Annotated in this window: 19 protein-coding genes; 8 read left to right on the top strand and 11 right to left on the bottom strand. The window is 41.1% G+C overall.

The annotated features are described in order from the left end of the window. Positions 1 to 31: 31 nt before the first annotated feature. The 3 genes from FKX85_RS18015 to FKX85_RS18005 all read right to left on the bottom strand — a co-directional run bounded on the left by FKX85_RS18015 (position 32) and on the right by FKX85_RS18005 (position 2,465). Entirely contained in the window at positions 32 to 508 is a 477-nt protein-coding gene (locus FKX85_RS18015) for a nucleoside deaminase (protein WP_141616057.1), read from the bottom strand. A 152-nt stretch (positions 509 to 660) separates the two neighbouring features. After that, on the bottom strand, positions 661 to 1,392 hold the full coding sequence (locus FKX85_RS18010; RefSeq protein WP_141616056.1) for a LytR/AlgR family response regulator transcription factor: 732 nt from the start codon (positions 1,390 to 1,392) through the stop codon (positions 661 to 663). After that, entirely contained in the window at positions 1,389 to 2,465 is a 1,077-nt protein-coding gene (locus FKX85_RS18005; RefSeq protein WP_141616055.1) for a sensor histidine kinase, read from the bottom strand. Before FKX85_RS18005 ends, FKX85_RS18010 begins: the two co-directional genes overlap by 4 nt. Positions 2,466 to 2,765: 300 nt before the next feature. Here FKX85_RS18005 and FKX85_RS18000 point away from each other — a divergent pair, with 300 nt between their 5' ends. The 3 genes from FKX85_RS18000 to FKX85_RS17990 all read left to right on the top strand — a co-directional run bounded on the left by FKX85_RS18000 (position 2,766) and on the right by FKX85_RS17990 (position 8,192). Then, positions 2,766 to 5,282, top strand: coding sequence for a TonB-dependent receptor domain-containing protein (locus tag FKX85_RS18000; RefSeq protein WP_141616054.1), 2,517 nt, complete (start codon positions 2,766 to 2,768; stop codon positions 5,280 to 5,282). A gap of 244 nt (positions 5,283 to 5,526) precedes the next feature. After that, complete coding sequence (locus tag FKX85_RS17995; protein ID WP_141616053.1) at positions 5,527 to 6,777, top strand: acyloxyacyl hydrolase; 1,251 nt, start codon at positions 5,527 to 5,529, stop codon at positions 6,775 to 6,777. 731 nt (positions 6,778 to 7,508) lie between these two features. Beyond that, positions 7,509 to 8,192, top strand: coding sequence for a hypothetical protein (locus tag FKX85_RS17990; RefSeq protein ID WP_141616052.1), 684 nt, complete (start codon positions 7,509 to 7,511; stop codon positions 8,190 to 8,192). Between the two features lie 93 nt (positions 8,193 to 8,285). On the opposite strand, the gene FKX85_RS17985 is transcribed toward FKX85_RS17990, so the two are convergent. The 4 genes from FKX85_RS17985 to FKX85_RS17970 all read right to left on the bottom strand — a co-directional run bounded on the left by FKX85_RS17985 (position 8,286) and on the right by FKX85_RS17970 (position 13,639). Next, positions 8,286 to 9,266 (bottom strand): pyruvate dehydrogenase complex E1 component subunit beta, encoded by a 981-nt coding sequence (locus tag FKX85_RS17985; protein ID WP_141616051.1) that lies wholly within the window; start codon positions 9,264 to 9,266, stop codon positions 8,286 to 8,288. Positions 9,267 to 10,207: 941 nt separating this feature from the next. After that, complete coding sequence (locus FKX85_RS17980; RefSeq protein WP_141616050.1) at positions 10,208 to 10,486, bottom strand: hypothetical protein; 279 nt, start codon at positions 10,484 to 10,486, stop codon at positions 10,208 to 10,210. A gap of 726 nt (positions 10,487 to 11,212) precedes the next feature. Next, on the bottom strand, positions 11,213 to 12,574 hold the full coding sequence (locus tag FKX85_RS17975; RefSeq protein ID WP_141616049.1) for an NAD-dependent succinate-semialdehyde dehydrogenase: 1,362 nt from the start codon (positions 12,572 to 12,574) through the stop codon (positions 11,213 to 11,215). Between the two features lie 198 nt (positions 12,575 to 12,772). Next, the gene (locus tag FKX85_RS17970) at positions 12,773 to 13,639 is read right to left on the bottom strand and encodes a DUF808 domain-containing protein (RefSeq protein ID WP_141616048.1); all 867 of its coding nucleotides are present in this window, start codon (positions 13,637 to 13,639) and stop codon (positions 12,773 to 12,775) included. A gap of 177 nt (positions 13,640 to 13,816) precedes the next feature. Between FKX85_RS17970 and FKX85_RS17965 the strand changes: the two genes are divergently transcribed. After that, on the top strand, positions 13,817 to 14,320 hold the full coding sequence (locus FKX85_RS17965) for a metallophosphoesterase family protein (protein WP_141616047.1): 504 nt from the start codon (positions 13,817 to 13,819) through the stop codon (positions 14,318 to 14,320). A gap of 129 nt (positions 14,321 to 14,449) precedes the next feature. After that, positions 14,450 to 15,184 carry an EcsC family protein gene (locus FKX85_RS17960; RefSeq protein WP_141616046.1) on the top strand — a complete coding sequence of 245 codons (735 nt, stop codon included), beginning with the start codon at positions 14,450 to 14,452 and terminating at the stop codon, positions 15,182 to 15,184. Positions 15,185 to 15,356: 172 nt separating this feature from the next. Here the strand turns inward: FKX85_RS17960 and FKX85_RS17955 are convergent, their stop codons facing one another. After that, positions 15,357 to 16,163: a 3'-5' exonuclease gene (locus FKX85_RS17955; RefSeq protein WP_141616045.1), complete on the bottom strand. Its 807-nt coding sequence runs from the start codon at positions 16,161 to 16,163 to the stop codon at positions 15,357 to 15,359. A gap of 459 nt (positions 16,164 to 16,622) precedes the next feature. Between FKX85_RS17955 and FKX85_RS17950 the strand changes: the two genes are divergently transcribed. Next, complete coding sequence (locus FKX85_RS17950) at positions 16,623 to 18,197, top strand: sulfatase family protein (RefSeq protein WP_141616044.1); 1,575 nt, start codon at positions 16,623 to 16,625, stop codon at positions 18,195 to 18,197. A gap of 93 nt (positions 18,198 to 18,290) precedes the next feature. On the opposite strand, the gene FKX85_RS17945 is transcribed toward FKX85_RS17950, so the two are convergent. Together FKX85_RS17945 and FKX85_RS17940 are read right to left on the bottom strand one after the other, a co-directional pair. After that, positions 18,291 to 19,967: a S41 family peptidase gene (locus FKX85_RS17945; RefSeq protein ID WP_141616043.1), complete on the bottom strand. Its 1,677-nt coding sequence runs from the start codon at positions 19,965 to 19,967 to the stop codon at positions 18,291 to 18,293. A 146-nt stretch (positions 19,968 to 20,113) separates the two neighbouring features. Next, on the bottom strand, positions 20,114 to 21,199 hold the full coding sequence (locus FKX85_RS17940; protein WP_141616042.1) for a phosphatidylinositol-specific phospholipase C1-like protein: 1,086 nt from the start codon (positions 21,197 to 21,199) through the stop codon (positions 20,114 to 20,116). Between the two features lie 364 nt (positions 21,200 to 21,563). Between FKX85_RS17940 and FKX85_RS17935 the strand changes: the two genes are divergently transcribed. Continuing rightward, positions 21,564 to 21,986 (top strand): SRPBCC family protein, encoded by a 423-nt coding sequence (locus FKX85_RS17935; RefSeq protein ID WP_141616041.1) that lies wholly within the window; start codon positions 21,564 to 21,566, stop codon positions 21,984 to 21,986. Between the two features lie 56 nt (positions 21,987 to 22,042). After that, a complete protein-coding gene (locus FKX85_RS17930) occupies positions 22,043 to 22,534 on the top strand; it encodes a VOC family protein (protein ID WP_141616040.1) in 492 nt (163 codons plus the stop codon). A gap of 427 nt (positions 22,535 to 22,961) precedes the next feature. On the opposite strand, the gene FKX85_RS17925 is transcribed toward FKX85_RS17930, so the two are convergent. After that, positions 22,962 to 23,357, bottom strand: coding sequence for a response regulator (locus FKX85_RS17925; RefSeq protein WP_141616039.1), 396 nt, complete (start codon positions 23,355 to 23,357; stop codon positions 22,962 to 22,964). Positions 23,358 to 23,423 lie beyond the last annotated feature (66 nt).

Below are 23,423 nucleotides of genomic sequence, written 5' to 3'. Positions count from 1 at the left end.
ATATCCCGGCTCTTCCAGGTTTTGCAGAGAATCAGTAAACCTTCTTGTCTTCTTTGGAAATCCACTCTTGGAACACATCCAATGCGGTCTTGTCAGGGGAGTGGATCATCAAAATTTTTCTTTCGGATGGCTGTAGTGGAAGTTCTTGATAAATAAAATCATCATCAAACCCGGCTTCAGCCGCTTCCTGTCTGGTATTGGCAAAGAATACCTTGGAAGGCCTGGCCCAGTAGATAGCACCCAGGCACATGGGGCAAGGTTCACAAGAAGTGTAGATTTCGCACCCATCCAGCTGAAAGGTGCGGAGCGTTTTGCAGGCTTCGCGGATAGCGACTACTTCAGCATGGGCAGTGGGGTCATTGGTGCTCAGGACTTGATTGTTCCCCTTTCCGATCACCACACCATCCCTGACGATCACACAGCCAAACGGGCCTCCTTTACCGGAAACCATTCCCTCACGCGAGAGGCTTATGGCCATCTCCATAAATGTTTTTTGAAGATCTGTCATGTTAGTTACAAAGTGAGCGTTTAAATACCAAACAGGTTTAGATGTTCTAAATTAGAATAGTTTGGTGAATAATAAAACCAAAAAAATAAAAGGCATTTAAGGGGCTAAGATACTGAAGTTTAAAAAGGGGAATGTTCGCTTTTATTCAAGTTTTATCCAATCCACTTGTTGACAAACTGGAGAAAATTTTCCTTATAGTGGTCACTTACGGTAATGGTTGTATTGCCAATGTTAACTGTGTTCCGTGTGATCGAGTCAATGTGGTCAAGGGAGATGATAAATGACCTGTGAATGCGCATAAACTGTGCATCAGGAAGAATGTCTTCCATGTTTTTTAGGCTGGTTAAAGAGAGAGTGGGAGAGGGTTTGCCCATAAGGTGAACCTTTACATAATCCTTGTACCCTTCTAGGTAAAGAATATCGTTGAGCATTACCTTGACCAGTTGGTATTCTACTTTCAGAAAGATAAAGTCTTTTTTATGGGTTTCTTGAGCGCTAGTTTGGTGCTGCGCTTCGAAATATTTGTAGGCCTTGCTGGCTGCTTTTAGAAATTCCTCATAGTTATAGGGCTTTAGAAGATAGTCCAATGCATCCACCTTATATCCTTCCACGGCAAATTGATTATAAGCAGTCGTGAAAATAATACGGGTATTATTGGAAGATTTTTTGCTTTCCAGCACGCGGGCCAGTTCCATCCCGGAGAGGTCGGGCATCTGGATGTCCAAGAAGATCATGTCCACCTCATTTTTATGTGTGTAGGAAAGTGCATCAATGGCATTTTCAAATTTAGCTTCCAAGGACAAAAAGGCCGTTTGTTCGATAAAGTTGCAAAGCATCTTCAGCGCTAAAGGCTCATCATCGACAGCAATACATTTTAGCATCATGCAAGGTTGATTTTGAGGGTGACATGGTACTCGTTTTCCGGGTTTTGATCATCGATGGTGAGCTCATGCTTATGGTGATAAAGCAAAGATAATCGCCTTTTTGTATTGGCCAAGCCGATTCCTTGCTGGCCGGATTCCGGGCTTCCCGGATTTTTAGGGACGATTTTGTTGGAAGTTTCCAAAGTGAGAACATTTTCCTGTGCATGGATTTTTATGGAAATGATGCTTGGTTGTCGGCTACTGACACCGTGTTTAAAGCAATTTTCCACAAAAGGCAAAAGCAGCATAGGTGCGACCACACGGTCTTCAAAGTTTTCGGCAATATCCAGCTGGATTTTTACCTTTTCTGAAATCCTCAGTTTCATTAATTCGATAAAATCCTTGATAAAGCCGATTTCCTTGCTAAGCAGGGTCTGGTCTTTTTCAGTCTCATAGAGCACATAGCGCATCATTCTGGAAAGTTTGTGCAGCGCTATGCGAGCACTTTCCACATCGATACTGGTGAGTGAATAGATGTTGTTCAGTGTATTGAAAAAGAAGTGGGGGTTGATTTGGGCCTTAAGGTAGGAAAGTTCAGAGCTGATCCGCTGCTGGTCCAATTGCCTTCTCAGGGCCTCGTCTGCCTGCCATTTTTGCACGGCGGCCACACTCGTACTGATTCCCGCTGCCAACAACAGCACTAACAGCATGAAAATATCAATATAGTCCCTTTTGGGCTTAAAGGGCTTGTTATCATCTGGATGAAAGGCTTTGTGCATCAGTTCCGGAAGATGGATCAGGTTTTCGAAATATTCCATGGCATACATCAGGGCGAAACACAAGCCAAATATAAGCAGTAAAAAAAACCAGGTCTTTCCTTTAAATAGAAGCAGTGGAACAAAGATGTCCTTATTGGTATAAAAAAAAGCTACCAGTATTACCATAAGGGTCAATTGCCTGTACCAAAACTCCATTGGCAATGTGGTGTTCCAAGAGAGTGGTCCCAAAAGAAACAACACCGCCCCGATCAAGATCCAAGCAAGGATATGGATGAGGAAGGAGATATTCCTGTGCATTTTGAGGCCTTGGTCCATGCGTGAGGGGATTAGTTATTTGATAAACATAAAACAAAGTCCCCAATATTGAAAAGTATAATCGTCCAAATAGGGGTTTTTCCCTATAGATCGGGGAATTGGGTCTTTGGAAGTGATTTGGAGAGGGCTCCAGTCCAACTATCTATTGTAATGCCACTTTTGTCGATAAAGTACCGCTTGTCATCTATTGTGTTTTTTTGTGGTTTCGAATAGAATTACTTTGCTTTTGAATTTTGCCTAGCCACAAAAAGAGATAGGCTAAATCCAGTTAAATGAACTTTCAAACCTAAAGTGATATACATGAAATCAATTATTCAAAAAATGGGAATGTGGATCCTCATTCTGGTAGGAACGGGATATATGGCACAGGCCCAAGAGACTTCCAAAAGCAGTGGAAAGGACTACCAGCTGACAGGTACCGTGGTGGAAGCTGAAAGCGGAGCTCCTGTGGCTTATGCTACTGTGCTTTTACTGGAGGAAGGGACTGATAAGCAAGTGTCTGGGGGAGTGGCTGATGATGAAGGGAAGTTCTTTATCACCGGTTTTGGCCCTGGGGCTTATAAACTTCAAGTTAACTTCGTGGGGTTTGCACCTTATCATAAGTCAGGGATCAAGGTGGCGAATGGTCAGAAAGAAATCAGTCTAGGCAAAATTGGGCTGGCTGAGGAATCCGTCTCACTGGACGAAGTAACTGTCCAAGGCCAGCGGGAACTGATCACTGAAAAAGTAGACAGGACTATTTACAATGCCGAAAATGATAAAACCACTGTAGGTGGTGATGCTACCGATGTACTGAGAAGGGTGCCGATGCTTTCGGTGGACCTGGATGGAAATGTGTCTATGAGAGGAAGTAGTAATATCAGGGTGCTGATTGACAATAAGCCTTCTACCATGTCGGCAAGTTCCATCGCGGATGCTTTGAAGCAAATCCCTGCGGATGAGATCAAATCGGTGGAAGTGATCACTTCTCCATCTGCCAAATACGATGCAGAAGGTACAGGAGGCGTGATCAATATTGTCACCAAGAAAAACAACCTTCAAGGCACTTCCTTGAGCATCAACACATCAGCAGGGATGAGAGGAAGTAACCTTGGCCTTAACGCCAGCGCCAGAAAAGGCAAATGGGGATTTAACCTGGGAGGTTTTGGCCGGGCTGGTTATAATATCAATGGTGGCTTCGAAAACAGCCAATTGGTAACAAATCCTGATGGATCAGTATCCAATATCCTGCAAAATACCGATACCCGTACCAATATGCTGATGGGACGCTATAATTTTGGGGCAGACTATGAAATTGACAAATATAATTGGTTGGCAGCATCTGTTAATTTTGGCATGTTTAATTTCAAGAACAACCAGGATAATCTTTTGACAGAAAACTACCTGGATGATGAGTTAGTAAGTGCACTGATGAGAACCGTGGATATGGAAAATCTTTCCAATACCGTGGATGTAAGCCTAAACTACACCAGAACTTATGAAAAGCCCCAAAAGGAATTTAGCATCATGGGGCTTTACAGCAGAAATAACCGCACCAATGACTTTGTTCAGGCTTTATTGGATGGCAATTTTGAAGAAGTGGAGCAACGCACAAAAAATGAAAATGCTTCCAATAACCAGGAATTTACCCTTCAGGTAGATTATATCACGCCTTTGGGTGACGGTGAAGATCAGATTCTGGAGTACGGAGCCAAAAATATCCTGAGGAGAGTAAGCAGTGATTATGCTTATTTTACAGCAGCGGGTAATGATGGTGAATATGTGGAAAATGAAAATGCGGATTTTTCCAATGAATTTGATTACGACCAGAATGTGACTGCAGGATATGTTTCCTATACTCAAGGTTTTCTTAAACATTACACTGCAAAAGTAGGAGCAAGGTATGAATACACTACTATTAATGCAGATTTCAAAACAGGGGAAGTTCAGGAGGATATTCCGGATTATGGCGTGCTGGTACCCAGTGTAAACCTGAGCCGTAAATTTGAAAGTGGAAATATGATCAAAGCGGCGTATAACCGCCGAATCCAGCGGCCGTCCCTACAGTTTTTAAATCCCAATATCCAAGGGGCCAACCCCACACAGATTACACAAGGAAATCCTCTTTTGGATCCAGAGTACACTGATAATTTCGAATTGGCATACAGCACTTATTTCAAATCCGCCAGCATCAATATCGCCAGTTTCTATCGCAATACTTCCGGATCAATCCAGCCAATCAGGAGCGTATTGGATGACGGAGTGATCTACACCACCTATGAAAATATCGGTAGTGAGCAAGCAGTGGGGTTAAACCTCTTTGCCAATATCAATATCTCCAATAAGCTTTCCTTTAATGGTGGCATTGATACCTATTATGCCATGATCGATAATAACGTAGACGATCCACTCTACAATGCCTCCAATGAAGGTTTTGTGGTGAGTGGAAGGATGTTTGGTAATTACAATATCACCGACAGCTGGGTGCTGCAAGGCTTTGCTTTTGCAAGAGGTCGAAGGGTGAATTTACAGGGCTATGAAACTGGTTTTGCCATCTATGGCCTTAATATCAACAAACAATTTGCTGAAAAGAAGGGAAGTATTGGTTTTGGTGCAGAGAACTTCTTCACGCCAGAATTTAAGATGGAAAATGAGATTACCTCACCTACCATCACCCAGCACAGTACCAATATCATGAGGAACATGAACTTTAAGATCAATTTCAGTTATCGAATCGGTAAAATGAGTGTATCACCAAAAAGGAAGAAACGCTCTATCGAAAACGAAGACCTTAAAGGCGGTGACAGTGGCGGAGGAATGATGGGGCCGACTCAATAAAGGGCGCTGGCTAAGTATCAAGTATAGAATGAATGAGGGTAGCATACCCTCTTTGTTAATGTTAAAAGGGTTAAGTAGAAAAGCCTGTTGGAATATTCTGGCAGGCTTTTTTGCTGGATTTCCGATCAGCTCGGCCTAGGTAAATTATTATAGAAACAAGATTTTTCAACGTGTAAAATCAGGTTTGGCTAAAAGCTGTATATTAGCCTTCCAAAGGTATTTGTAAAACTGTATTTTGTCCATAATGAAGAAGCGTAATGTGTGGCTTTTTGGCGTGTTCGTATCGCTTTACTTTTTTTGTTTGTTTTCCCCTGTCTTTGCGCAGGATGACCCAGATACTGATTCCGTAAATACTTTCACTTCAAAAAAATACTTGCATGGTTTCGGGGCGGAGATGCGTTATGCTTATGTTTTTCCACCTAAGTCTTTTTACAGAAATGAGGAGCCCCCGTCTCGACTGGCCAAAAGTGCATTTTCTGCACATTTGCGGTATGGATTTTACCTTCCTGATGGAACCAAACGCTATCGTGTGTATGGAGACACTTATTGGGGGATTGGTTTGGCCCGGTTTTATTTTGGAAATCCAAAAGAATTTGGAAATCCCGTCGCACTATATCTGTACCAAGGTGCACGGATAGCCAACCTCTCTCAAAAGGTTACTTTGGATTTTGAATGGAATTTTGGACTGTCCGGTGGCTGGAATCCATATGATCCGGAAAGTAATCCGAACAATAAGACCGTCGGCTCCCGTTACAATGCCTATATCAACGCTGGAATACAGCTCAAGTGGAGGCATAGTGACCATCTCTATTTTACACTAGGATCTGATCTTACCCATTTTTCCAATGGCAACACGGTCTATCCCAATGCCGGTGTCAATATGCTTGGCGGAAAACTGGGTGCTGTGTACCGGTTGGGAGATTTTGGTCGCCGTCAATATGATGAATCAAAACAGTTTTCTTCAGATTTGATGTTCCCCCGACACATGAGTTATGATGTGGTGCTCTTTGGTTCTTGGCGTAGGAAGGGAGTGGCCTTTAATGGAGAGCGGATTCCTTCCCCTGATTCTTATCCAGTCATCGGGGCAAATATTAGTGCCCTGTACCATGTCAGCCATAAATTCCGGACAGGGCTTTCTCTGGATCCGCTGTTTGATGGAAGTGCCAATGTGTATGCAGATGATTATATCCAGCCAATAGGAGGGCCTTATGATCCTCCAGATTTCATTAAGCCTGACCTAAGTTATCAACTGGCGCTTGGGGTGTCTGCCCGTGCGGAATTTGTCATGCCGGTATTTTCTGTGGGAGTAGGTTTGGGAACGAATGTGATGCACAGGGGAGGAGATTTCAAGGGAACATACCAGGTTTTTTTGCTAAAGACGCGGGTGAGCAGAAGTGCCTTTATCCATATTGGCTATAACCTCAAGGACTTTAGCGAGGCCAATTTCCTAATGCTTGGGATGGGGTATACTTTTGGAAATAAGCGGCCATTTTAGAGTATCAAGTATTTAGTAAGATGTATAATAAAGTATACGCGTACGAGTACATTTAAAACTTAAGTAGATATGAGTCTGTAATTAACACCTATAAAAAGTATAAAATAATATTTTTTAGTAATTATTTTTTTAAAATATAATTTTGTTTTTATTGTTGGTTTTAATTTGTAACTAATGAGTAATTGTTAATTTTAAAATATTATTTTTATGAAAACACTACTTAATTGCATTATTAGTAGTCTCAATAGTACTGTTAGGGTTGTCTAGTTGTTCCTCGGAAGAGGAGTATAAACCGTTGGCAAATATCCCATCTGAAAAGTATGAGGTAGATGAATCAGAGCCTGGGTTCTTATTTGCCAAGGCACTCTCCCAAGGACTTGAAAACCCTGATCTAAGGAGCTTTGTCAAAACTAAAGTGGATGAACAGTTTGATGGTGCATCCACACAATCAATTTATGAATGCAGAAAAATGGGTACATGGCCCTCCTGAGATATATTTTATTGTCTTTACAAATTCAAGTACATCATATTTGAAACAGATCAAGAAATCCATTTCTACAGATAGTAGGAGTGAATCCTCTAAGAGAGGAAATAGTGAGTTATTGTGACAAAACCAGTGGTGATGATATAGAAGTATATGATACTGGCGATTTAATTTTTGTATTAACCCTTAAATAATGATAAGAGGCTTGCTAATTTTACTATTTATTATTGCATTACCTTTAGCTTCTTTGGCACAGGAATTAAAGTTAGGCTTTGGTTATATCCCACGATATCCGGTCTATAGCAATACGGTGATTCATTCAGGGGATATTTATGTTTATGAGGATTATCTCCAAGGTGGCCCAGGATTAATGCCTGCGATAGAATACAAATGGATTATAAATAATAGGTTTAGTTTGGCCACTGGTTTACAATATCATTGGACAGGTATAACCATCGGTATTGCAAGTAATTATGCACCCAGTCCATATCCCCAGAATAACAATTTAAATCTTTCAGAGAAAGGCACTTCGGTTGGAGTCAGGAATTTTGAAATTCCTTTTACTGTAAGGTATGTTTTAATGAAATACAAAGGGATGAAACTAAACTTATTGGGCGGCATTGCTCCTGTAATAACGGCAAAAAGTGCCTATCATTATGATAAAGTTCCAGATGGGGAGACCTGGTCAGAGGAAAAAGTAGCAGCACTAAATGCCGCCATTACCATTCCCAAAAAAAGTTATACCAATTACTTTTACGGTGTTTCATTGGATTACCATCGGTTCGAACTGGCCTATATTAGTGTACGAAATATCGATAGTAGTCTGAGCGATGGCTACGTGCTGTATGGTGAAACCTACCCTTTCAAGCGGAAGTATAAATCCAATCGTATTGCACTGTTTTTTACATTGATAAAGAAGAATGATAAATGAGTAAGCAAGGAAATATTGGATAATTTTCTTTTTATATAAAAAAAGCACGCTAAAACTGTTTAGCGTGCTTTTTTTAGTCAAAACGGTATTGTTTTACTTCACATATGTCACTTGCTTCACCGCTTCTATGGTCCTTTTCACATTTGGAAGGGTAGCCTCGATATAAGTAGGTGAATAGCTCAATGGGATGTCCATGGAGTTTACCCTAAGTACTGGCGCATCCAAATGGTCAAACATGTTTTTCTGGATGTTGAAAGCCAGGTCGGTAGCCAGTGAGGAAACAGGGTTGGCTTCTTCTACCACTACACATCGATTGGTTTTCTTTACGGATTCATACACCGTGGCATAATCGATAGGGCGAACGGTTCTAAGGTCAATTACCTCAGCTTCGATACCGTCTTTGGCAAGCTCTTCAGCTGCTTCCAGGGCCACTTTCATGATTTTGCCAAAAGAGACAATTGTCACATCGGCTCCTTTTCGCTTGATCTCCGCTACACCGATGGGCAAGAGATATTCTCCTTCAGGTACTTCACCTTTATCGGAGTACATCAGCTCAGATTCCATAAAAATCACAGGATCATCGTCACGAATGGCTGCTTTTAGCAGACCTTTTGCATCGTAAGGGTTACTGGGAACCACTACTTTCAGTCCTGGTGTATTGGCAAACCAATTTTCGAAGTTGGAAGAGTGGGTAGCACCCAATTGTCCGGCATTACCGGTAGGCCCCCTGAATACGATAGGCACATTGTAAGCACCGCCAGACATGGCGTACATCTTTGCTGCTGAATTGATGATCTGGTCAATGGCCACCAAGGAAAAGTTAAACGTCATGAATTCGATGATTGGTCTCAGACCGTTCATTCCGGCACCTACGCCCAGTCCGGCAAAACCGCCTTCTGAGATCGGGGTGTCGATCACCCTGTCCGGCCCGAATTCATCCAACATGCCCTGGGTTACTTTATAGGCTCCATTGTATTCGGCCACTTCCTCACCCATGAGAAACACGTTTTTATCGCGTCTCATTTCTTCGGACATGGCCTCTCTTAATGCTTCTCTAAATTGTATTTCTCTCATTTTTTAGCCAAAATTTTCGCTCGTAAAAATAGAAAGTAATCCTTCAATTACCAAGTCGATTGCGGAATTAACCTAGGAATGTTAGAAGGTTTGAATGTTTAAAGGTTTTAGTGTTTTAATGAACGTGCTTTAGAAAACCAAGTGCTTAAACTTAATAAATCATTTCTTTATTAATCTTTACTGTTGCTTTTGGTTTTTCTTAAAGGGATTTAGCTTCTGAAGTTACGCGTTGGTACATAAGGGGTGAAACTTTCTTTAAAAATCAGGGAAGGGTTTCCATCATCACAAGCCTTCCTTTTTTCATTGAAAAACAATTTTCAGGAGGAGCGTTATAGAAGGAACTGTTAAAAACATGGAGGTTATCAAAAAAAGTATAATGTTCATCTAAATTATTAAACACTTCTATATATCTTTTTTCAATTTCATGATCTGGAACATGGTGACCGTTATTTTCTACACGAATCGCTACCCTTCTTTTCGCCTTTTCTATTGAATCTAAGCAAAAATAAATGGTTCTATATGGAATACTGTGGGTAAATTATCCACGGGACTGTCCCACTTGTGCGGATAGATCAGGGGAATAGTTTTGTTCCTACGGCACAAAGACCATTAGAGGCAACCTGATCTTACCAAGCTTAAATGCCTAGTGGCATTGGCCAGGACTCCCCCCTCTCTATTTTAGCCGACAGAAGTGTCGGCAGGGATGCTCCGTTAGGAGCATTAGCTTGGTAACAGAAATTGGATACAGCATCCTAACAGTGCCGTAGGTACTGACCATGGACAAGGAAAACAAATATCATTATCGACTGCATCAGGAGCATGGGCACCCAAATTCATCCATCCACGCGATTCTTCGATCTCCATAGCCCACTAGCGCTCAGTTTATCCATAGTAAATCATACAGAACCAAATAAATTAGGCTTATTTCATACCCTCTACTTTTAAAAATGTTCGGCCAATAGAGTGGAGTGGAAATTTGTTTCATAGGCAAAAGATTGACCATTTTTGATAGCAATATCCGTTTTTTGCTCTAACTCCCGAAAAGCCATATTATGAGCCATCATGTCCTGAAATTCCGAGGACATCAGCGATTCGTATATTCGCAAGAAATGTTTGTCATAATCAAAAATATCGATGGATTCAGGGGGCAACGTTCGAGAATAAGTGGATTTTTCAGCTTCATTACATCCCCCTATTACTAAAAGTATTGGCAATGCCATTACTTAAATTTAGGAGAAGGTTTAGGGTGTTTTTTTTGTATACCTAATGCAACGTTTTTTTAGTAAATCGAAATTTCCTTTCGAACATGAGGCATCTGTGACTTTAACCTACGTTTGAATTCTTTGATTTGAACGGAAATATCATTTTTTTGGTTCTATATGATTTACTGTATATGCTGAATTTATATATGTTAGTACAGATTGAGCATTTATATTTTTGGAAACGTGAAAAGAAGCATTTTCATGTAATAAGATTGGAAACTATTTGTCCTTTTTTCTTGATAAAAAAGAACGAAAAAATCAAGACATAGCAATGCTTCAACCCACAAACCAGCCGCCGCCTCGCTGCTATGTCGTCCGCCCCGCTTTCAGTAGTAATGAATAACCGTATCGTCAAAATTGTTATTTGAATATTGTATTATGGGTCAAGCCAATTAAGAAAAATTATTTGGGACTTAATTCACTTGCTTAACTTAAGAGATAGCCTTTTTTATTTGCCCGCTTCTTTGATTTTTCAACGTCAAATACCTGAGAAAGGAGATTCTCCCCTTAACTAAGGAGTGTGAAACAGTTGGAAAAAAACGCCTTGTATATTTACCCACTATAATCCATATAGAGCCATTTTTTTTCTTATTCATATTACAAATATGATAAATTTCATTTAGAGCCCTAAGGGCATATTTGAGCATGTCTATGTTTCGCTTGAGCCAAAACAATCCTATTCACTTACCCTATATAAACGGTCTTCACATTCATAAACTCTTTGATGCCATTTTCGGCCAGCTCCCTGCCATAACCTGATTTCTTGATGCCACCAAAGGGCAGGTAGGGATTGGAGGCTACCATGGAATTTATGAATACCGCACCACTTTCGATCTTCCGACTCAGTTGGTCGGCTTTTTCTGGATCTTTGGTCCACAGGGAAGCGCCCAGCCCAAAATCAGAATCATTTGCAATGGCAATGGCTTCTGTTTCATCTTTTACCTTGAATACTGAAGCTACGGGGCCAAAAAGCTCCTCCCTGTATGCTGGCATTTCCGACGAGAGATTACCTAGGATATAGGGCTTAAAAAACGCCTTGCCTTCTTCTGGTTTTATTCCTTCCAAAATCACCTCCGCACCTTTTTGGATGGAAGCTTCCACTTGCTCGTAAAGTTCCATCGCCAGGTCGGGACGGGCCATACAGGCATATCCAGCATTTTCATCCAGCGGGTCTCCAGGTGAATAGGACTCTATGGCTGACTTAAAATTGATAACAAATTCGTCATAAATGGCTTCTTCTATGATGAAGCGCTTGGCCGCAATGCAGCTTTGGCCAAAGTTGATCATGCGTCCTTTGGCAGCTACCTTAGCGGCTTCTTTCACATCAGCGTCTTTCAGTACGATAAAGGGGTCACTTCCACCCAGTTCCAATACTGTTTTTTTGATCTGTTCGCCTGCTTGGGCTGCGATGATTTGGCCTGCTTTTTCGCTTCCGGTAAGGGTGGCGGCCTTCACATCAGGATGGGCGATAATATTGGCAACCTTGTCGGAGCCGACCAAAAGGGTTTGGAATACACCTTCCGGGAATCCGGCTTTGGTGAATACTTCCTCTATGGCCAGGGCACATTGGGGGACATTGCTGGCATGTTTTAGCAGTCCTACGTTGCCTGCGGTCAGGTTCGGAGCGGCAAAGCGAAATACTTGCCAAAAAGGGAAGTTCCATGGCATCACGGCCAACACAATGCCGAGTGGATTATACACCACTTTAGCTTTTTTCCCATCTGGTAGGGATATGGGGGCATCAGCAAGCATTTCCGCTGCTTTTTCGGCGTAATATTCACATACCCAAGCACATTTTTCCACTTCGGATCTGGACTCTGTAATGACTTTTCCCATTTCAAGGGAAATGATTTCCCCGTATTTATTGACATTGTCCCTAAGGACTTGTCCTGCCTTTTTCATTAGTTCTGCCCTTTGTGAAATTGGCATTTCTCGCCAGGAAAAGAAGGCATTTTGTCCTGATTGTATCGCTGATTCCACTTGTTTTTCAGTGAATTCAGCAAATTCTTCCAAAAGTTCTCCTGTATATGGATTGATCGATTTCATAGGATGGGTTTCAGTGGTTAACAACTAATAAACATAGGTCCAAAATTAAATAACGGACCAATGTGAAAATAAGGCTTATTCATCAATTTGCGAGAAAGCAGTAGCATCAAAATAGTACCTTATGGATTGTTTTGCTGATAAACACAGTTTTTTATTCATTGAGGTTCTGCATCACAGACTGTATGTGCATTTTCAGGCCTACTTTCCTATCAACTTTGTCACACCTTTGAATATCAGCAAGGCAATAAACCCAACAATTAGGCCAACAACAAAATCCTTGGCCATGCCGGGTACCACGGGGGCAAAGTGGTGGAGAAATTCGATATTGTGGGTAAATATCCCCCCGGCTACGAGCAACAAGGCTAGCGTGCCGATAATTCCCAAGGCTTTGATGACAATAGGGAGGGCATTGACCAAACCCTGGCCGACGGTGAAGAGAAAGCCTGACTTTTCCTTACTTCTGGCCATGATCTTATAGCCAGTCTCGTCCATTCGTACGATCAAAGCTACTATTCCATAGACTCCTACAGTGGCCAGAAGGGCGATAAAGGAGACAATGATGATCTGATTGACGAGTGGTTCGCTTACTACGGCTCCCAAGGCAATGATGACAATTTCCACAGAAAGGATAAAATCGGTTACAATGGCTGATTTTATTCGCTCTTTTTCCACTTCCAGAATTTCTTCTTTGGTGCGTGTTTCTTGGATGGCCTCTTTTTTGGAATGGAGGTGGGGTACAAAGAAATGGTACACTTTTTCCGCTCCTTCATAGGCCAAATATACTCCACCAATGAGTAGGATGATAGTGACTGCCCAAGGCAAAAACGAACTCAGCAAAAATGCAATGGGAAGGATGATAAGTTTATTGACAAAGGACCCTTTGGAAATGGCCCAGAGAACTGGGATTTCCCTGGATGAAGCAAAACCTGAGGCCTTTTCGGCGTTTACGGCCAAATCATCCCCCAGTATCCCCGCTGTTTTTCGGGTAGCTATTTTAGTCATGGAAGCCACATCATCCATCAGCGTGGCGATATCATCTAGAATTGCAAAAAAGCCTGAAGCCATATTGATTTAAGTATAATTGTTTTTACAAGGTTTAAAAATAGTAAAATACTTCACAGAAAAGAACGGACAGGGAGTGAATTAGTCTTTATCTTTTGTGTCGTCGTTAAATTCCATTTCTTTGTTATCGGCTTGGGAGTCTCCAAGTTGCTTTTACTTTAGGTTTTAACAGTAGACAATATGGTGAAAATTGCTTTAATTTCTGATTCACACAGTTTTATCGATGACAAGATACTTTCCCATCTGCAAGATGTAGATGAAATCTGGCATGCAGGTGATATAGGGGATGAAAAGGTCATGGAGGCCTTACCCAAGGATAAAAAAGTCAGGGCTGTCTACGGAAATATTGATGATTTGGCCTGTCAACAAAAATATCCTGAGGAATTGATTTTTGATCTGGAAGGTGCCAGAGTGATGATGATCCATATCGGTGGCAAGCCGCCAAGGTACGCCGCAGGAGTCAAAAAGCACATAAAAGAAATAAAGCCAACCATTTTCATTTGTGGTCATAGCCATATTTGTAAAGTGGAATTTGACAAAGAGCTGGGCTGTCTGTACATGAATCCCGGGGCAGTGGGCAATCATGGCTTTCACCAAGTAAAGACCCTCCTGAAATTTAACTTAGAGGCTGGCCAACCAAAAAATCTCAGGGTCGTTGAATTAGGGAAACGTGGGGGTGTGTAAGGAGATCGGTAAGTTGATAGCCAGTAACGAATAACCAATTATGAATTCGGTGCTGGTCAGTCAGCCAAGGACCGTGGAAGTTTTACCAATATCAGTAGACAGTGACCAGTCAACCATTAACTGACAACGATGTTGCTATACGAAGAAATTGCTTTTTATGAAATGATTGCTTGGCTTCAAAAAATGAAGAAAAGCCCTTCATTGATGAATAGAATGGCCAAAGGTGTTCAGCACCGGATCAATAATATCATTCCTGAAAAGGTGCACCAGGCGATCACCTATGCTATCGAAAAGATGGTGAAAGGGGTGCTTTATGGCTCCAGCTATATCAATGCTTCTGTGCCTCGGGAAGTGAGCTTTGAAAAACGGGAAGGGAAAGTGAAAAATAAGATCAAATGGTATAAGAGCACCGCTTCAGTGGAGGGCGCGGTGACTGGTGCAGGCGGAATTTTGATGGGCTTTGCAGATTTTCCGGCCTTTCTTACCATCAAAATGAAAATGATGTTTGAAGTGGCCTCTCTTTATGGCCATGATGTGAAGGATTTTAGGGAACGGCTCTTTATCCTGCACGTTTTCCAACTTGCCTTTTGTAGCCAGAAGAAAAGGAATGAGCTGATTGGCATCATTGAAAATTGGAATAACCACAAAGAGAGCCTTCCAGTAAAAGAGGATGGGTTTGACTGGAGGAGTTTTCAGATCGAATATCGCGATTACATGGATTTGGCGAAGTTGGCACAACTCATTCCTGTCATCGGAGCAGGAGTGGGGGCAGTGGCCAATTGGCAACTTTCCGACCATTTGGGGAAAACGGCCATGCAGTGTTACCGGTTAAGGTATTTTGATCGAAAGGGAATGCTGGAGTGAATCGATTGGAAAATTAAAAGATTGCAGGATTTTAATAATTGCTAAAAACTTGTTGGTTACCATACCAGCCCTCCGAGGGTTGACTTTTCTCCAAAAGTACCCCGCCTAACCTCCCCGCAGCGGCGGGGAGGAACAAAATTCTCAAGTCTCAAGACTCAATACTAACATCTTACTACCGATTATTAAAATTCCGGAGTTTGATTTGGGTAAACTTACGTTTGGTGTCCAGCGGGAAATCCCCCTTCATCATCCAGTCGTAGTAGTTTGGCTCCTCTTTCAGTACCTGCTCGACAGGCTTGCCTTTATGCTTGCCGAAGTTAAAGCATTCCACCCCTTCATCGTTGAAAATAAATCTTCCTGCCAGGTCCACCATTTTTTCGTTGATCAGTTGGTGGACTTTTTTCATGTCATTTTCAATCACACCAAGCTTGTTTCCTTGCAGGTCAAAGGCTTCTTCATCCTTATACCGTTCTATCTGTGCCTTGAATACCTCATAGGTGGCTATAGTGTCGGCTTCTGCACTATGGGCATTTTCGAGGGTCTTGCCACAGTAGAATTTATAGGCAGCCGTAAGGTTTCGCTTTTCCATCATGTGGAAAATTTTCTGTGCGTCCAGCAGGTTTCGCTTTTCGATGTCAAAGTCGATACCGGCACGCAGGAATTCCTCTACCAAAAGTGGGATATCAAACTTAAGGACGTTAAATCCGGCCAAATCAGCCCCTTCCAAAAACTGGTGAAGTTCCTTGGCGACATCTTTAAAAGTCGGGGCATCCTTAATGTCTTTATCATAAATACCATGGATCAGGGAAACTTCCTTTGGAATCGGAATAGTCGGGTTGATTTGCATGGTTTTGGTTTCCTCTTCTCCCCCCGGATGTACCTTTACGATGGACACTTCCACGATTCGGTCAGTAGAAATATTGATGCCAGTAGCCTCTAGGTCAAAAAATGCAATGGGAGTTTTTAAGTTTAAATTCATCTTTAGAAGGGTTAACAGGAGAATTTGGACTTCCCTAATTGGAATGTTCCGTTAAAATTTCGATTACTTTCCAAAGATAATGATTAGGATTTAATCCATCTCTGTCATTTAAATAAAAAAGGAGGATTGTTATCAGTAGGCAATCCTCCTTTTTTAAAAAGTGTTCTTTGGACCTTTCAAGAAAGAGCGTCCTAAAGGAGGTATGTGTCAGTTTATAGATCGTCTGGGGAAACATTTCCATCCCCTAAAAGGGTGTGTTAGAAAGTTTCCTTTAGGGGATTTAGGGTGAAAACAGTTGGTTTTTTTCAATTTGACGATTGTTTTCTCGGACTCCAGTAATAAAAATTGTGAGTTGTAGTTTATAATACAATTTTCTTTTGATATCTTTCGATGTAGCTTTGAATTATTACAAACGTAGTCGTGACACCTCGGTTACACATCATTCCATTGAATAATTTTATGAATAAGACTAAATTAACCACGTTTTTCAGCCGTCTCTATTATGCATTGCCTGTTTTTTTGTTAATGGCTTGTGATTCCAATAAGCAATCAAAACAAGTGGAAGAATCCTCACCTGATCATCCTAATATTGTGGTCATTTACATGGATGACCTCGGTTATGGTGATATGAGTGCCTATGGAGCCACAGAGATCAGTACTCCTAATATGGATAAACTGGCCAATGAAGGTGTTCGCTTTACCAATGGTTATGCTTCTTCGGCCACCTGTACACCGAGTCGCTATGCTTTACTCACCGGAATGTACCCATGGAGGAATAAGGATGCTAAAATTTTGCCTGGTACAGCACCTTTACTGATAGACACTGCACAAATGACCTTGCCGAAAATGCTGAAACAGCACGGTTACTATACCGGCATTGTAGGAAAATGGCATCTCGGTCTGGGCAACGGAAATGTAGATTGGAACCAGAAGATCAGCCCCAGTCCCAATGAGGTTGGATTTGATTACAGTCATATTTTGGCAGCTACACAGGATCGGGTGCCGACGGTATATATCGAAAATGGCCATGTGGTAAACCTCGATCCCAGTGACCCTGTTGAAGTGGATTACCAAAAGAACTTTGAAGGAGAACCTACAGGAAAGGATAATCCGGAGATGCTGACCATGAAGTGGCATCATGGGCATCATAACAGCATCGTAAATGGTATACCGAGAATTGGTTTTATGAAAGGTGGGGAGGCAGCCAGGTGGAGTGATGTGGATATGGCTGACCACTTTTTGGGAAAAGCCAAAGCATTTGTGAAGGGACATAAGGAAGAACCTTTCTTTTTATACTATGCCTTACAGCAGCCCCATGTACCTCGTACACCAAACCCAAGATTTGTAGGGGCCACAGGAATGGGGCCTAGGGGTGACGTGATTGCTGAAGCGGATTGGTGTATTGGGGAGTTTCTGAAGACACTGGAGGAAGAGGGAATTCTAGAAAACACCCTGATCGTATTTTCGAGTGACAATGGTCCCGTGCTAAACGACGGTTATTATGATGATGCGGTAGAAAAATTAGGTAACCACAAGCCTGCGGGACCGCTGAGGGGTGGGAAGTACAGCTTGTTTGAGGCAGGAACCCGGGTGCCTTTTGCGGTATACTGGAAAGGTAAAATAGTACCACAAGTTTCTGATGCCTTGGTTTGCCAAGTGGATTTGATGTCTTCATTGGCCGACTTGGTGGGCAGTGATAAGCAAGGCCCGGATAGTGAAGCTTTGCTGGATGCGTTTATGGGAAAAAGCCAACAAGGCAGGAATGAACTGATCATTGAAGCTACTGGCCGCACAGCTTTCCGTAAAGGGGACTGGGCGATGATTCCACCTAATGGAGGACAAGCGGTAATCAAATCGGTCAATATAGAAATAGGGAATGATGATGAATACCAACTTTATAACCTGAAAGAAGATATTGGCCAACAGCAGAACCTAGCCCAATCCAAGCCTGAAAAGCTTCAAGAAATGGTGGCAGCATATGAAAAGGTAAGAGGAAGCGATCAAGGCGAAGCAGAACAGCTAGAGCTAAAGTAAAACTGGTGAAAAGCCACGGATTAACACAGATGAAAATTATGATATCTGTGTTAATCTTCTGGGAGGGGGAAACAAATGCTGAATTTTATTTTGTCATTTCATCTTAATCAATTCTATTCCTTTCAGAACATATTGGTCTTTTAAGAAATTTGAAGTGGTTTCATTTACATAGTGATCTATTTTTAGACCTTTCCTTTGTGCTCCACTGCCGTCTGGGTAAAACGCACCTAAGCTAGTGAAATTCACCTCCGTGGCGTCCGGAAGTGTAAAGGCAGCGATGTTCATGACAGCACCAGCAGTGGTTTCTCCTACTGTTAGACAGTTTGGAGAGCCCTGGATCGCCATGCCGATATATTCGGATTGACTCATGGTGTTGTTATTTACCAGCAAAACAATTCTTTTGCTATAAAAGTTACGGTTTTTATGTCCTGTCTTAAATGGATCAATAATTAGCTTTAGCGGAGATTTTACATGTTTAGCTAAAGAGGGTCTGTTTGCAATTGGGCCTAGTACATGAATGAACGTTTTTCTCTCTGGATACAGATAGTGGGTAAGTTCATTTAATGCTAAATTATTAGGATAGTTCCTTAAATCTATGATTATTCCTTTAGTTTGAGAGAAGCTGGAAAAAGCAGTTTTTATTTCTTTTTTTGAAATGGATTTTAGATTAATGTAGCCTATATCGTCCTCTATAAATTGCCATTTTTTCCTTGGAGTATCTCTAGATAATACTTTTGGGTTTGTATTTGTGAAGTCTTTATAGCGTGGTAGATTTTTTGAAAAGAGAGAATCGTTTCTAGCTATTGTTACTTTGAGCGAGTCTGATTTACCGTGCAATACCCAGTTACTTAATCTTTTTAAAAATGAGTAATTAGAAGCAGAGATATATGGACTTAAGTCTTCCAAAATGCTTGTTTTAATGCTTTTGTCCCCAATTTTGACAATTTTATCTCCCAGTTTGATATTGTTATATTCGTCCACGTTTTTGTCAAATGTTGCAATAACCACTAAGGTGTCATTTACTAGATTTGTCACAAATGATGGTTTATATTCAAACAATGAATCGAGTAAATTTTGATTTAAGTAAAACGCATGAGAGTCATCCAAGGCTCTTACCATTTCAGCTTTAAGCTTTTCATAATTTAATTCAGCATCGCAGGTTAAGAATGCGGGGATAAGTTTGTCCAGGGTGTCTTCCCAGTCAGTATCCATTAAATATTTGTTGACATCAAAATATTGTATAGCATTCCAAAAACTGAATAATGTTAAAAGTCTGTGGCTTTTTATTGAGAAGTCGAATTTTTCCAGTGCCTTTTCATTTTCAAAAGTCGGGATTACTGACAGCTTCCCAATGGATACATAATAATCATTGATGTTGGTGTTTAATTTTAGCTCATTTAGTTTTTTATAAAGTTCTGAAGTTGGTTGGAATTTTGCTATCCAATCATAGTCATAATTTTTTGTGAACAATCCATCAAAATCATTGGATATTTTGATTTTGGAAGATTTAAAGGAGTTGATAAAGTTTAGCAAAAAAAAGTTAAGCTCTTCCTGGTTTTTTATGCGTTCTAACTTTTCTGCATTTTTCACAAATACTTCAGACCAATTATATTTTCCTTTACTGACTAAAGGGTGGTGGTATTTCATTAGACCCCAAACTAAGCCGAACTGTTTAAATTTTTGTGATTCATTAAGTGGAGTGAGTTCTCTAGCGTGTGTAAAAAGGATGGCAAAAAAGGTTAAGATAACTGCTAGAAATAAACGTTTCATTTTTTAATTATATTAGGAAAATAATAAATGCGAGAAATAATACATCTAAAATTAGCCTAAATTGATATAATTGTTTCTGTTTTTTATGTGAAAACTTGTTAAATCGGAATTTTATTTTATAAATAGATGTTAAATTCAACGAAAAACTAATTTTTCAATTGCGGTCGTTCGTATCCGTTTCCTTCGAATACCACCTTATAATTGGATTCAAACAAGCTACTTGGAATATAATAATCAGTAGATATCACCTGAGCACCGGAACTTTTGGCTTTTTCAAATCGATTGTAGTCATTGTTTCTGGCTTCCATGGTGCCAGCATCTGCTCGGGTTCTGATCATATAACCTTTGGCGACAAGGTCTTTGATGTAGTCATGGTTTTCGATCGGGTCATTGATGATGCGAAAACCTGCATTTGGGTCTCTTTCCTTGACATTGATAAAGAGTACAGCGTTTTCTAAGTTAGGATGGACAGAGAGGTAGCGATTGTTTTTTTCTTCCTTTTCGTCCAATACAAACAAAAATCTCCCTTTTACTTTTTCCAGTATCGGCCAGCCTTCAGTCAAAACCGCTTCCTCCAATGAAGCATATTCTCCTCGTACCAAATCCGGTGTGATCAATTTTTCTTGAGGAAAAACCGATCGGATTTCTTTGTCAATACTGTCAAGTGCAGCGGCCGTAAAGGGAAGTGCAGGTGTCATCTGGGGCGAATTGCCATCTTTGGCATTGATCAGGATGATGATAGGGGTGTGTTCTGGGTGGGAATAGCTCCAATTGGAAAGCTCGTTCAGGGCGTCTTTAAACAACAAATGGTGGCTTCTGAAGTCTATGTCCTGGACGTGGAATAGCTTTAGTCCTGCTTGGTCGAGTTTGCCGGCTTCATCAAAAGGTAAATGGGGAATCCCTGCTGAGTCAAGGTTTACCAAGGTTTTTGGCTGGCTGTACCTGCCGCCAATTGGATCATGAAATACATCCAATTCCAAATTGCGCAGACCTAATTCCAACTGCTCGTTTAGTGGAATATGGTCATATTCTAAGGCAACGGCCGTACCGGAGTCCTTTTCAGCAATGATGGCCATTATTTCAGGTTCAATTCCGATTTTATAACTGTTGTGACTGCCGATTACTTGGATGTCATTTAGCTGTATAGCTTCATTTTTATGTTCCTTGGATGGGTTACAAGCAGGCATTAGTGCCGTGATAGCTCCTACAATAAGTAATTTGACACTCTTCATGATTATACTGTTTACATTAAAATAGAAGCGAAAATGCATGTGTTCAGCTTGAATTACGATTATTTTCAGTGAAGGAATTATTAATTTTTAATTAACTATAATGATGCCAGTATGCTCCGATGTGGGAATAGGCTTTCAAAGACTTCTCTGGTGCCTGATTCATTTTTTTAAATAAAAGATTTTCCGCCGGATTTCGTGGATAGTATTGTATTGGGAAAATATAAATGCAGCTAGGGGAAGGGGCTTGACGTGATTGCCCCTTGTGATCGCCGTTTTTGTACCGCCACTAAAAGTATTTTATGTATGATATTTGTAGTAGTAGGTTATCAGAATGATAATTTACTGAAACCAAAATAGCGATACCATGAAAAAGATCACAGTAACCACGAGCGTAAATGCACCAGTAGACAAAGTTTGGGCCTATTGGACTGGCCCTGAGCATATCATGAGATGGAACAATGCATCTGATGATTGGCATACACCACATGCCAGCAATGACCTTCGTGAAGGAGGAGCTTTTACCTCTAGGATGGAGTCAAAAGATGGAACTATCGGCTTTGACTTTTCGGGGACCTATCAGGCCGTTCATGAAGGAAAGATGCTTTCTTATGCACTGGATGATGGCCGGGAAGTAGAGGTCGTTTTTACGCCAGAGGGAGAAGGAACAGTGATCAAAGAAACCTTTGATCCTGAACAGACCAATCCCATCGAAATGCAAAAAGGAGGCTGGCAGGCAATTTTGGACAATTTTAAAAAATATGTCGAAACCAAAATGCAGGAGTCGTAACCTGCAGCCTGTTCTTTTTCCCAAAACCTATTAACTCAATAACTCAATAACCAACCATGAGCACCATTCAAACAACCCAAAACATTATCCCATTTCTATGGTTTGACAAAGAGGCTGAAGAAGCCATCCGTTTTTATACAGGATTATTTCCCAACTCGGAAATCAAGAAATTGACCAAATGGCCCGAAGGAGGGCCGATGCCTGCCGGTACGGTACAGATTGGCGATTTTGTCATCAATGGACTTCGGGTGCATGCCTTCGATGGAGGTCCCAATTTTAAGTTCAATGAAGCGGTTTCCTTTTTCGTGCAGTGTGAAGACCAAGCGGAAATAGACCGTTATTGGCACCAATTAATCGATTATGGAGGGGTGGAATCCCAGTGTGGATGGCTGAAAGATAAGTATGGCTTTTCCTGGCAAATTGTACCCAAAGAACTTGGGGAAATGCTTTCCTCCAAAAATGTAAATGGAGCCAAGAAAATGATGGAAGCAGTGATGAAAATGAAAAAACTGGAAATTGAAAAACTTAAAGCGGCTTTTGAAGATTGATTGTGTCCAATAGTCCTGTGAAAGGAGTATTAAATAATGCCTTGGATAAAAGCCAACTAATAACCTGAGCTCGACTTATAATTGGTATTGAAACGTCTCCGAAAGTACCGGGACAGGCTTGTCTGGTGCCAAACAGGCTTGTCTGAAGCCAAGCAGGCTTGTTTGCGCCATTCAGGCCCTTTTCCAATGCACACAAATCATCCCTCAAGCCTCGCAGTGATGGTGGTTAGAATTGAACTGAGGCTAATAGGGATCACCCGGTTTCTGCATTGCAGCATGGGGTATGTTACTGCCTTGGGAAATGAAACCAGCGGAGAATAGATGGGTATTAACGTTATCAAAGCCGGTATATGCACTGTCCAACTGGCAAATTAGTATGTATAAGGGGGCGCCAAGCCCCTGATAGCTGGAAGCAAAGTGGATGGTGTCAAGTATTCTGTTCCAATAATTCCTTTACTTTTTCAATAGAGATAGGCTTAACTATAAAATTTTTAATAATATTATATTCTTTTGCCTTTTTAGTGTCGTTGGGGTCAATACTGCTGGAAATAATGTAAATGGTAATATTGGTGTCGGGCTGGATTTTAAGAAATTCGTCCAGAAATTTCCATCCATTCCAAATGGGCATATTTATATCCAACAGGATCATATCAGGCATGGATTCCCCATTATCGATTTTTGACGATAAGCCTTCATAGGCCTCATGGCCATTTTGGTAAAACATGGCATTTACATTGAAATTTCCCATCTCAATGATTTTTTTTACTCCAAAAGTATATATAGGATCATCGTCTATTATACAAAGGCTCTTTATACTTGTCATCAAAAATTGATTAATTCAGTAAGTAATTCTAAATGTGTTTTCTTTCCACTTTCTCGTTTAGGGCTA

The organism is Echinicola soli (assembly GCF_006575665.1).
Taxonomy (GTDB): Bacteria; Bacteroidota; Bacteroidia; order Cytophagales; family Cyclobacteriaceae; genus Echinicola; species Echinicola soli.
This window is presented reverse-complemented; position numbering and strand designations above follow the sequence as displayed.